10 protein-coding genes are annotated in these 11,868 nt (G+C 56.2%); 6 read left to right on the top strand and 4 right to left on the bottom strand.

The window, feature by feature from the left end; genetic code table 11:
* Nucleotides 1–207: 207 nt before the first annotated feature.
* The 4 genes from KORM41_RS01845 to KORM41_RS01830 all read left to right on the top strand — a co-directional run bounded on the left by KORM41_RS01845 (nucleotide 208) and on the right by KORM41_RS01830 (nucleotide 3,569).
* Entirely contained in the window at nucleotides 208–909 is a 702-nt protein-coding gene (locus KORM41_RS01845; protein ID WP_068143781.1) for a hypothetical protein, read from the top strand.
* Nucleotides 910–1,000: 91 nt separating this feature from the next.
* The gene (locus KORM41_RS01840; protein WP_156431854.1) at nucleotides 1,001–1,744 is read left to right on the top strand and encodes a hypothetical protein; all 744 of its coding nucleotides are present in this window, start codon (nucleotides 1,001–1,003) and stop codon (nucleotides 1,742–1,744) included.
* A 114-nt stretch (nucleotides 1,745–1,858) separates the two neighbouring features.
* Nucleotides 1,859–2,677, top strand: coding sequence for a substrate-binding periplasmic protein (locus tag KORM41_RS01835; protein ID WP_068143777.1), 819 nt, complete (start codon nucleotides 1,859–1,861; stop codon nucleotides 2,675–2,677).
* A gap of 76 nt (nucleotides 2,678–2,753) precedes the next feature.
* Nucleotides 2,754–3,569 carry a substrate-binding periplasmic protein gene (locus KORM41_RS01830; RefSeq protein WP_068143775.1) on the top strand — a complete coding sequence of 272 codons (816 nt, stop codon included), beginning with the start codon at nucleotides 2,754–2,756 and terminating at the stop codon, nucleotides 3,567–3,569.
* A 126-nt stretch (nucleotides 3,570–3,695) separates the two neighbouring features.
* Here the strand turns inward: KORM41_RS01830 and KORM41_RS01825 are convergent, their stop codons facing one another.
* The 3 genes from KORM41_RS01825 to KORM41_RS01815 all read right to left on the bottom strand — a co-directional run bounded on the left by KORM41_RS01825 (nucleotide 3,696) and on the right by KORM41_RS01815 (nucleotide 8,207).
* Nucleotides 3,696–5,243 (bottom strand): peptide MFS transporter, encoded by a 1,548-nt coding sequence (locus tag KORM41_RS01825; RefSeq protein WP_068143772.1) that lies wholly within the window; start codon nucleotides 5,241–5,243, stop codon nucleotides 3,696–3,698.
* Between the two features lie 189 nt (nucleotides 5,244–5,432).
* Nucleotides 5,433–6,218: a type 2 periplasmic-binding domain-containing protein gene (locus KORM41_RS01820; RefSeq protein ID WP_068143769.1), complete on the bottom strand. Its 786-nt coding sequence runs from the start codon at nucleotides 6,216–6,218 to the stop codon at nucleotides 5,433–5,435.
* Between the two features lie 135 nt (nucleotides 6,219–6,353).
* On the bottom strand, nucleotides 6,354–8,207 hold the full coding sequence (locus tag KORM41_RS01815; RefSeq protein WP_231727067.1) for an alpha/beta hydrolase family protein: 1,854 nt from the start codon (nucleotides 8,205–8,207) through the stop codon (nucleotides 6,354–6,356).
* 210 nt (nucleotides 8,208–8,417) lie between these two features.
* On the opposite strand from KORM41_RS01815, the gene KORM41_RS01810 reads away from it, so the two are divergent.
* Complete coding sequence (locus tag KORM41_RS01810) at nucleotides 8,418–9,341, top strand: fatty acid desaturase family protein (protein ID WP_068143766.1); 924 nt, start codon at nucleotides 8,418–8,420, stop codon at nucleotides 9,339–9,341.
* 111 nt (nucleotides 9,342–9,452) lie between these two features.
* Nucleotides 9,453–10,697, top strand: a complete 1,245-nt coding sequence (locus KORM41_RS01805) for a serine hydrolase domain-containing protein (protein WP_068143764.1) — start codon at nucleotides 9,453–9,455, stop codon at nucleotides 10,695–10,697.
* A gap of 2 nt (nucleotides 10,698–10,699) precedes the next feature.
* On the opposite strand, the gene KORM41_RS01800 is transcribed toward KORM41_RS01805, so the two are convergent.
* Nucleotides 10,700–11,863 carry an alpha/beta hydrolase-fold protein gene (locus tag KORM41_RS01800; RefSeq protein ID WP_068143762.1) on the bottom strand — a complete coding sequence of 388 codons (1,164 nt, stop codon included), beginning with the start codon at nucleotides 11,861–11,863 and terminating at the stop codon, nucleotides 10,700–10,702.
* Nucleotides 11,864–11,868: the final 5 nt, after the last annotated feature.

The raw sequence follows: 11,868 nt of genomic DNA, 5'->3' as shown, positions 1-11,868 counted from the left end.
ATCTCTCCATGTTACTGCCCTGTCCCTTGGCAGCGTGTCGCCGGAGCGTATCAAGCGTGTTAATCCGAGTCATCAAAAAGCATTGCTACTTTCGTTCAGATCGACGAACCGTTCCCTCCGCAGGACGAACCGTTTTGAAATCCCGGCGCTGTTTTAGGCGCTCTGCCTGTGGTAGGTTGCGATTCTTCCGAACTGAGGAATTTTGGCATGCCCGTACGCCTGTATCTGATCTGTTTCTTTCTTGTTCTTGCGCCCACGCGGACATGGGCGCAGCCCGTAGACCTGCCCACGCCCGAGATGCTGTTCGAGCAAGCCGCCAAGGCAATCGGATGGAACAGCGAGGCAAAGGATGTGGGCCGCATTGAAGCCAGCGCCAATGTCACCGTGGAAGGCCGCACCTATGACACAGTGGTCACGAGCGGCATAAGCACACCGGCTGGTGGCGACGCCCGCTTCACCATGATCAGCGAGGACGGCACCGTAACCTACGGCGATACGGACGGCACGATCTGGTTTGAAGGCGAGGACGGCGAGCGCAGGACGCTCACACCCGCCATGGCGGCTTTTGTTCACGGGCATCAGTTCCATCGCCGCGCCCTGTTCCCTGCCTCTGAACTTCAGACCATTGACCGCGAAGTGACGATCGAGGAATTCGCCGACGAACTGGCCTTCACCGTCAGCGGCACCACGCCCGCAGGCGCAAGACTGAAATATTTCTTCAGCCAGCGCAGCAAACGCATGATCGGCTTCCACCTTGTGGTCGAAGAAGAAGCTGGCCCGCACCCGATGGATTTCATCCTCAAGGACTGGCGGACATCCGGCGGAGAGACGCTTTTCTGGCGCATTGATATCAATGACCGTGGCAAGATATACGTCTACCGTTTCAACCGCATCCTGCTGCTGCCCTAAGCCATTAAAGTACCCTTCACACTAAATTCTTGCCTCCGACCCTGACACCCAGTACCGTTCGGGCATTCTGGGAAGCATGCAGGGGGTTCACGTGCCAATTTTCGTTATGCTAGTGCTGCTGCAGCTGGGGTGTGCCTATCATGTGGTGAAAACCGGGCGGGACAAATATTGGATCTGGCTGGTCATTATGGCCCCCGGAATTGGCTGTGCTATTTATCTCATTACTCAGGTATTGCCTGATGCTGGCAACACCCGCGCCGCTGGCAACCTGAAAAAAGGGGCCGTCAAAATCCTGGACCCACAACGGGAGCTGAGGGAAGCACATCATGCCTTCGATATGGTCGAAAGCACCGAAAACCGGTTGCGCCTTGCCGATGCCCTGATGGCGCTGGAAAAGTGGGATGAAGCGGCCCCTCATATCGAGACCTGCCTGCAAGGCGCCCACAAGCACGATCCACACATTCTGATGAGACAGGCGCGGTTGAGTCTGGAACAAGGCCGCCCGGACCAGACAGTGGAGATACTGGACCTGTTGCAGGAAAAGAACCCGGGCTTCAATAGCCAGGAAGGGCATTTGCTATATTCCCGCGGCCTTGCAGAAGCAGGTCAGCTTGAAGCCGCGCTTGGGTCATACGAAAACCTCATCGGGTATGCGACAGGGGAAGAAGCGCGCGTACGATACGGCCTGCTGCTGCAGTATTCGGGTCAGCCCGATGCTGCAATGCATATATTTGACGAAGTTGCCGCGCGCTTGCGGCGGGCTACCGGTCATTACCGAAAAACCCAGAAGAAGTGGGCCGCCATAGCAGAAAATGCCCGGCGACAAAACGGCTAGACAGCACCGTCAAGCACAGGCGAACACCACGAATACGACTGACTGGCCAACATACCAGTATTCACAAATATTTAATTTCCTCAGGGGCACTATGCATCCTGAAAGGACCCGCAATTGCTTTTTCGTGCTGTTATCTGTGCCCTGACCCTTTTCTGGCTGGCCGCGCTTGACCGGCCAGCGAGTGCGGAAGGTTGCGACAGAACGATCACGCTGGGGGCGATCGAATGGCCGCCCTACACCATCTGGGAAGGCGACCAGTTCGCATCCGGCCTGGATATTGAGCTGATGGCCGCGATCTTTGGCAGGGCGGGCTGCAGCCTCCATATTATCCGCATCCCCTTCAAGCGGGCGCTTAGGAATATCGAGCTGGGGGAACTGGACGGCATGCCAACCGTTTCCTTCACCGAAGACAGGGCCATATTTGGCCATTATACTGTCCCGGTGCGAGATGAAGTGATCGGTGCATTCGTGCGCGCCGACATGGTCGATGAAGCAAGGCCGCCATCCTTTGACGCCCTGACAAGCACACCGCTGCGGGTCGGGGTTGTGCTGGGTGGCTGGTACGGCCCGGCTTTCGAGAAGGCCCGCACAGACAATCCGGTGTTCCGCTCACGTATCCAGACATTCGAGGATTTCGAAAATCTTTTCCGGGCCCTTGAAGCAGGGCTTGTTGACGTTGCTGTCAATGACGTCGCCGGTGGCAGGTATGTTGCCGAACGAACGGTTGGCAGCGGCGCCATTCAGTTGCTGCCCTTCGCTGTGCATGTAAACAGCGTTCATATCCTTCTCAGCCGTAAGACACAGACCGAAGCAGATGTCGCCACAATCAACAATGCCATCACCGGGCTAAAAGAGGACGGGACAATAGACCGTATTACGGAACGCTACCTGCCTGTCGCCCTGCTCGAGAAGTTTGCAGGCCAGCAACCATAGCGCCCCAAAAGGCGCATCTTCTTGGCCAAAACCGCGCAAAATATGCTATAGTTTCCCATTACTTCGGGGAAAAGCCATGACCAGACATGCTGCACTGTTCCTTGTTGTGAGTATCCTGACCTCTCTCTCCTTGCCAGCGAGCGCGCAAAACGCGGCCTGCTCCAAGAAGCTGACCATCGCCTTCTTTGACTGGCAGCCCTATCACTACCGCGATGAGAATGGCACCCCCACTGGCCTGGACATAGAGCTCTTGCGTGAAACTTTCGGCGCCGCAGGATGCGCGTTCGAGCTCAAGGTCATGCCCTGGAAGCGAACCCTTCTGGCCATCAAGTTCGGCACCATAGACGGGTCACTGGGAGCGTCGCGCATGGTAGAACGTGAACAATATGCCTGGTTCACCCGGCCTTACCGGCGTGAAACCATGGTGATGTTCATGCGCCTGAAAGACCTTGAGAAAAAGAATGTCATGTCCATCGCCGATGTGGTTTCAGGCAAGAACCGGATCGGCATACTGTTGGGCAGCTGGTACGGCGACGAATTCGCGGCGCTCTACAAGGCGGACCCGAAACTCAGGAAATATATCCTGCAGACACCCGAATATGAGGTTCTGTTCACCTGGCTGGTGAAAGACCGGGTGGACGTGGTGTTCAATGACCTGTTCAACGGCATCCATATCCTGAAGAAGATGAACGCCCTCGACCGGGTGGGCGTGCACCCGGCGCTGCTGAATGACGATTATATCCACTTTATCCTGTCGAAACTGACGGTGCCCCGCACCACGGTGGAGGCCATAGACAAGGCGATCGAGGATTTCCAGAGCACCGAGGACTATACCACCATCCTGCACAAATATGTGCCGCCGGAACAGTTGACCTACATGCCGTTGCAGTGAAGGCGCTAATAGACCCAAAACCTGCCTAAGCCGTTCCGCAGCTCAGTGGGGCCAAGAAATCCACCGCAAGCAACGAAAACGCAAACGGGGCCCGCAGGCCCCGTCCAATATTCATAGTCGCAGCGCTTAGTGAACGCCGTGCATCCACTTGCGCATCAGTGGCGTCAGCACAAACAGAACCACACCAATACCAACGGCCAGCAGGCCAACGGAATGGAAGAGCTCGATTGTTGCGTCAACACTGAGTTCGCCCGAGCTTGTCCCGTGGCCTTCCGCACCTGTCAGGCTGGAAAGGAAGCCCGCCACGAAGTTTGCAAAGGCGGTGAACAGGAACCACATGCCCATCATCATGCCGACGAGACGCGCCACCGAAAGCTTGGTGATCATCGACAGGCCAACCGGGCTGAGGCAAAGCTCTGCCAAGGTCATGAACAGATAGATGACAAACAGCCAGAAGAAGCTTTTGTTTGGGCCATCTGTGAGGCCGAGACCATAGGAGAACAGCAGGTAGCCGACACCCACAAGAAGCATGGCAATGCCAAATTTAGCAGGGGTGGAGGGCTCAAGTCCGCGGTTCGACAGCTTCACCCACATCCAGGCGAAGATTGGCGCGAAGATCACAATGAAGAGCGGGTTCATGGTTTGAACCTGCGCAGCCGTCAGTGAGAAAAGGCCAAGATCACGGTTGAACTGCTGATCTGCAAGCAGCGTCAGGCTGGAGCCCTGCTGCTCGAAAAGCGCCCAAAACACCACCTGGAACACGATCAGGATCGTGGCTACCCAGAGGCGCTCGCGCTCTTCTTTCGTACATTTTGTGAAGCCGTAAGCCAGTACGATCGCAACCATAAGCGCACCGGTGCCGCCCAGAAGGGAGCCCACAAGCGCCTGGTTTTGCACCAGCCACCACATGACACCAACAGCCACAAGACCGCCAATATAGATCAACCATTCGGTGCTGAGGCCTGCGAAAATCGGCTTTTTCAGCTCTTCCGGGTTTGGTGGGTCTGCGCGGCCTTCCAGAAGGTGCTGGCCCTTCCAGAAAACGACAAGGCCCAACAGCATGCCGATACCGGCAAGACCAAAGCCGTAACCCCAGCCGTACGTTTCACCAATGCCTGCAACAATCATGGTTGCCAGAAGCGAACCAAGGTTGATGCCCATATAGAAGATGGTGAAACCGCCGTCGCGGCGAGGATCGTTGGGGCCATAAAGCGCACCCACGATGGTGGAAATGTTTGCCTTCAGGAAGCCAACACCCGTGATGATCAGCGCCAGCGACAGGAAGAAGACGGACACATGCACATCAGAGCGCGTCACATCGCCCGCAGCGTCAATAACTGCCTGTGGCCCTTCAAAGGCCAGCGATATATGCCCTGCCACCAGTAGAATAGCGCCAAAGGTCACCGCTTTACGGCTACCCAGATAGCGGTCGGCCAGATAGCCACCGACCACAGGAAGCATGTAAACCAGACCAGTGTACGCGCCATAAATCAGGCTTGCCTCACCGGCAGGAAACAGAAAGTGCTTCGTCAGAAACAGGATCAGAAGCGCACGCATACCATAGTATGAAAAACGCTCCCACATTTCGGTTAGGAAACAGATAGTTAGGCCAATCGGGTGGCCCAGGAATTCCTTTTCCTGTGACCCTTCGGTCGAGACAACAGTGTCGGACATTTCTACCCCTTTTATATTCTCTTGGACCGCTGCATCATGACGGCGCGGCCACTCCCCATTTTTAGGTCTTTGGCTTTCTCTTGCTGGAAAGCATCGCCTTTACAAACCACAAATCGGGAAAAGCGGGAAGCAAAATCGGCTCAAATAAGCCAATTTTCTATGGTGGTGCATCAGAGAGTGATTGGTTTATCAGTGTGGTAGCTTTGGCAGGAATGCATCCACTACACTCTCGGGCACGCCATGGCCCACTGCTCGGGCTCGCAAACTACCGTCCTCAACCGTTTCGCGGATTCGCTGATTGAACAGGTTAACGAGCGCACTGGCTTTAGGCGATGAACGGCAGGTCATGGCGTTATTATAATCCAGCACTGTAAAACCAGGATCATAAGGCGGTATTTCCACACCAAGTTCCGCAAAGGAAATCAATATTTCCGGCATGCTGCCAAGCATGGCATCCCCCCGACCTTCCAGAAGCACGCGTACCTTTTCGATTTCCGTATCCACGTTCCAGAAGCGGGCCTGGGACATCCTGAAGTTATGGTTATAATTTTCACCCCTGATCTGAATGAGAAGCTTGTCTTTCAACTGGTCCATGCCGCTGAAGACCGGCTCGCCGGGACGTGAGAATAGATAAGTCTTGGACACAAGAACCGGCAGAGACTGGACCATCTGGTCCGGGTCTGTGTGCTTCATGGAGACCATGATCGTCTTTTTGCTGATCGGATAGGCACAATCGACATCGCTATAGAGAAGCAGACGCAACGCCTTGTCGTAACTGACAAATTCAATGTCATAGCGGTCTTCATGGCCCTTCAGCACAAAGCGGAACATATCAACAAACATGCCTGTGCCATCAGCCTGGATGCTGGGCCCCCAAAGCGGCATGATCACTTTCATTGGCCTCGCGTCTTCGGCATGGATAGGCAGGGAAGACAGGAAGCCAAGCGACAGCAACACTGCTGCCACCCGTATCATTCCATCTGCCCTCTTTTTCAGACTTACCACGTAACCATCAACCACACTTGAAACTCGGCCCCACGCCATACAAGACAACTGAACTCATTCTAGCCATCAAGTAGCACAAACAGCAAGCATCACTATTGATTCCCGTCAGGGCGCCCTTGACCCGATGTGAGCATCCAGGAAATTCAGCGTGTTCCTGTAATAGATGCGCTTGTCGGCGGGTCGCTTCAATTGATGCTCTGCCCCTTGCAGTACAATGAAATTATGGTCTTTTTCCAGTCGGGTCAGGACAGTGTGCATCAACTGGCCATGTTCGAAACGCACGTTGGTGTCATGCGTTGCATGCAACAGCAGAACAGGCACTCGCACCAGGTCGGCCCGGTTAAGCGGCGACCGGCGCCGAAGCGCCCATTTCGACAGCCGTCCCTGAATACGCGGGATGGTCAGCATGTGAAAGCGCCCCTCCTTCAGGTGGCGGATCAGAAGCTCAATCGACGTCACGCCATTGAGGCTGACCGCGCAACCGATCAAATCATCGTCCTTGATCGCCGACATGAGCGCAGCATAACCGCCATAGGAACCGCCAACCACACAGATATGGCCCCTTTCCGCAATGTCCTGGTCAATCAGCCACTCCGTCGCCGTTCGCACATCATCCTGCATGTCGTGACCCCATTCGGCATAGCCTGCCCGGCGCCACTTTTCGCCAAACCCGCTGGAGCCGCGGAAATTGGGCTGCAGCACGCTGTATCCATTGGCGGTCAACCAGCTGACAAAAGGGTTGTAGCCTGCCGTCACCCGCTTCACGGGCCCGCCATGTACAAGCACAATTGCGCGGCGGGTGTGCGCGCGGCTAAGAAGGGCATGCATCTGCCCCTTTCCTTTCGGAAGATCAATCCAAACCCCTTCGGTATCGGGCGAGGGCAGCGTGTCATCTGCTGGGTCATAAGGCAGCAGGCTCAGGAGATCGATCTCAGCGTCATAAAGGAAATAGCGTGGCGGCGCGTGCTTAAGGCGGCCCCGGTAAAGCTGGCGCCTGCCATCCACGCTTGCTGTAACCAGGGAGAGGTTCGGAACCTTGGCCCGCTTTGCCATTTCCTGCAGCCTGTCGCGGTGCAGGCTGGCCCACACAATGTCTTCAATCCCGTCTTCCTCAAACGTAGCGCCCACGGCCATGTTGGTTTCCGGGTCCAGTATGGCAGCTATAATGTCAAACCGGTCATGGCCGGCCAGCTTCTTGATAAAATCACCGCTGCGGGCATCCATCCGCCACAGGGCGCGGGTATCGCTTTGGTGCGACGACAGCACAAGCGCCGTTGCGCCACCGGTTTCCACCGCGAGAACCGCAAGCGCATCGTCGTCAAAATAGTCCCGGTCGCGGATCATCTTCCAGCTGCCGTCAGCGCGCGGTGCGAACAAGCGGTGACGGCGACTGACAAACCCCTCGCCCAGGATCGCCTCCCCTTGCGGCGCCGCCCACCAGCGGATCACCGGCTTCCATCCGCCGACGATCTTTTCGCTTTCGCCCGACACTGCATCAACCCGGTACACCGCCGGATAGCCAGGCACGCCGGGATCTTCCCACTGCAGCAGAATTCGGCGCGGGTCTTCCGGCAGCGAGCTCAGGAGCACAGGTGGTAAATCGCCCGGGCGGGGCCCCTCACCGTCGATCAACGGCCTCAGGCGACGAACATGGGCGTCATATAGAACCAGGCCATATTCATTCAGCGACAGCAAAAGCCGCCCGCCGCCAACCCAGGCCAACCAGTCGAGGTCCTCGAAGGCATAGGGCAGCACTTCGGCTTCCTCAACCCCCGCGTCCGCATACCAGACCACCAGTTCCGACTGATCTCCATTGCGGCGCAGCGCAGACAGGAAATGTCCGTCCCGCGACATGGATACCGCCGCCAGCATGGGCGGACGCGACAGATGTTCCAGGAGAGCGGCATCCCCCACGCCGTGCGCCGCACTTAGGGGCGAGGCCAGAATCAGAACGAGCAATGATATCAAACGACTAACATGGTGACGCATGGATGTAGGCTAGCACGCAATGAGGCACTCTCAAATAGGCCATCGGTTCAAACTTCAGGGCTACTGCGCAAGCTGAGCCCCATCACCGTGGCTATTGTTTTTAAGACTCGCGAACCCAGCCTTCATCATGCATAATGATTATCATTAATGAAAGACGACAAGACCGGTCGGGGGACACGCATGTCGACACAGTGGAACAGCATCAAACCGTCGGATATTCTGACGAAAGAGGAATCGCACCGGCTTCGGCAGCGGTCGGATCTTATGGGCTTCTGGCTGCTCTTTCACTGCTGGGGGCTGATTGTCGGCAGCACTGCGCTCTATGCCCTGTTCCCGAACCCCGCCACCCTGGTGTTGTGCCTGATCATTGTCGGCAGCCGCCAGCTTGGGCTGGCGATCCTGATGCATGAAGGCAGCCACGGCATGCTGTTCAAGACGCGCTGGCTGAATGAACAGCTTTCGCAGGCGCTGGCCGCCTGGCCTATGATCCTGAGCATGAACACCTACCGGAAGCGGCACATGGCGCACCACCGCTTCACCCGTACGGACGCCGACCCGGAAAACTATCTCTATACCCCCTTCCCAGTGTCAAAAAGCAGCATGGCGCGCAAGATCTTGCGCGACCTCACAGGTATCGTTTTCCTGCGAACACAAGTGGGCATCTTCCGCTATGTATGGGGTGAGAAAAAAGGCCGCTGGGAACGCCTGCGCGCCTTCTATACAGGGCCGATCGCCTTCTATGCGCTCACGATCACCGGCTTTGCGCTGGCGGGCAGGATGGACCTGTTCCTCCTGTGCTGGCTGTTGCCGCTCATGACCACACAGCAGCTTTTCCTGCGGGTGCGCAATATTGCAGAACACGCCACCATGGAAGACCTTGAAAACCCGTTGAAGAACAGCCGCACCACCCTTGCAAATCCCCTGGAGCGGCTAACATTCGCGCCCTATTTCGTCAATTACCATATCGAGCACCACATGCTGCCGTTTGTGCCATGCTGGCGGCTTCGGGAGGTGCATGACCTGATGCTCAAGCGTGGCTTCGGGGATGAGATGGAAATCCGCACCGGCTACTGGGACATCATCAAGCTGAATGCCTCTGCCTGACCGGAACAGTCCTGAAGCGCCTAAATTTTTTTGAGTGGGGCTTTCTCCCCACTTCCGCTATAACTGATAAAAATATCAGTATTGGTGTATTTGGGGTCCTGGGGAGGGATTATGTCCGTATTCAAAAAACGCGGTTTCTGGGCCGTGGTTATCATCATTCTTGTGCCGCTTGGCTATTATGCGGTCAATATGGGCCAGGCCTTCTACCGCATGGCCAGTTTCTATGACGTGGAGCACCTGACGGAAAATTACCGTAACACCAAGGAATTTTTCAACACCACCACCGTGCATGCGAGCGGCACGCCTTCAGCCTTTGACTATGACCTGAAGCCTATCACCGACAGCTATATTTATGACGGCGAAGAACGGTCGATCAAGGACCTGATGGTCGAGACCGGCACCACAGGCCTTCTGGTGGCGAAGGACGGCACGATCCTGTTTGAAGAATATTACCAGGGGCAAAAGGCGGATGACCGGCACATCCAGTTTTCCGTGACCAAAAGCTTCATCTCCGCGCTTTTCGGCATTGCGATGCACGACGGCCTGATCGACGATCTGGACGATCCGGTCACCAAGTATCTGCCTGAGTTCAAGGGCACGGGGTATGACGGCGTGACGCTCAGGCATGTGCTCACCATGTCCACCGGCATTCGCTTCACCGAGGATTACGGCGACCTGACATCAGACGTTAACCGGATGTCCATGACCATCGGCACCGGTGGCAGCCTCGACGAATTCGCAACCAGCCTGCCGCGCGACCGTGAACCCGGCACCTATAACGACTATGTCAGCGTCAACACCCATGTGCTTGGCATGATCCTGAAGCGCGTGACGGGGCAAACCATCACCCAGCTTCTTGAGGAAAAAATCTGGCAGCCCCTTGGCATGGAGCAGGACGCCTATTTCCTGATCGACGGGCACGGCATGGAAGTGGCCATGGGCGGCCTGCAGGCGAGCCTGCGTGACATGGCGCGGATGGGGCGGCTGTACCTCAATGAAGGCCGTTGGGGTGATGAACAGATCGTGCCAGTCGAATGGGTCAAGGCGTCCGTAACACCGGAAGCACCGCATCTTATGCCCGGCGCCGACAACCCGGGCTCGGAAACGCCGTTTGGCTATGGATATCAGTGGTGGATACCAACAAACCCACACGGCGACTTTTTCGCAGCGGGCATCTATCACCAGTTCATCTATGTGGACCCGACGACAGGCATCGTGATTGCGAAAACCAGCGCCAACAAAGGCTTCAACGACCCGGCGAACAAAGCGCAGAAAGATATGATCGTCACTGCGTTCCAGGCCATCTCTGCAGACCTCGCCGCGCGGGAAACGGCTGCTGGCATGCAGTCAGAGTGAGCTTACTGTAGTTTGGCTTGCACGTCCTTCAGGCGCTGCGCCGCATAGGAATTGTCCGCTTCCAGCGCCAAGGCCTTTTCAAAGGCTTTGGCCGCTTGCTCAGTCTCCCCGATGCCTGCGTAATAATCTCCCATACCGCTCCATACCCAGCTGGACTTAGGGAAGTTTTCCACATTCATCTGGAAGAGCTGACGCGCTTTTTCCGGCCACTGGTAATAATTCAACGCATTGTAGGCGACAGTATTAGTGAAGGCCTGGTCTGGCAGGAACTCCACGCCCAATTTGCCTGAATAGCCAGCGTAATGCTTCGCCAGAAGCATCGGGTCCTTTGCTGCGTCCTCAATGGGTGGTGGAGTGTAGCCGTCAAATATGGCGCGCAGGCCATAAACATAGCTTTCAAGCTGAACGGACTGGTGAGTTTCCTTTTCAAACAGCTGGCTGGTCGCCCGAAAGCCGCTTGGAGCCCGCGCTTCAATATTGGCCAGCATCTCCCGCAACGCGGCAATATGTTTGCCGTCGTCATGCGGCACATATGACAGATACAAGGCCAATTTAGGCGCCCCGACCTCTTCCATGGTTTGGGACAGTTTCAGCAGATATCCGCTCTGCATGGTAACCGGCGGATCGATCATCAGATAGGCGTTGAAGCTGTTGGCTCCGCTCATCAAGTCATGAAGCCCCAAAGCCGCGCCTGCTGAGTGGCCAACCAGAACCCGGTAAGGCTTCACATTGTAGGCCTTCTCAATAAGGGGGAACACCTCTTGCCGCAGCACCTGCAGATAGCGTTCTCCACCGCCAGCTGCCGCCATCCATGGCTGGTGATGACCCTCATCATCCGTGTCATCCGACGATGCAAAATAATCCCTGTACCGATCGTTGCTTGGCAGACTCACAACGATGGCGCCAGGCATCAAGGACCCCATCATGTTCTGGGCGCGCGCAACAGCTGTAACGGCCTGGAACTGCAGCTCCCAGCCGTCAAGTACATAGATCACCGGATAAGATTGATCAGGCGTATATCCAACCGGAAGCGCAACGCCATAGGACTGGTCTTCATCCAGAATTTCTGAATGAAACGTGTAGCTTTTCCCGATGGTTATATCTTCGGCGCACACGGGCGCAATGGCCGCGCAAACCACCAGCAAAAATGCAGCGAACTGTTTCATGATCC

The organism is Kordiimonas lipolytica, assembly GCF_001550065.1.
This window is presented reverse-complemented; position numbering and strand designations above follow the sequence as displayed.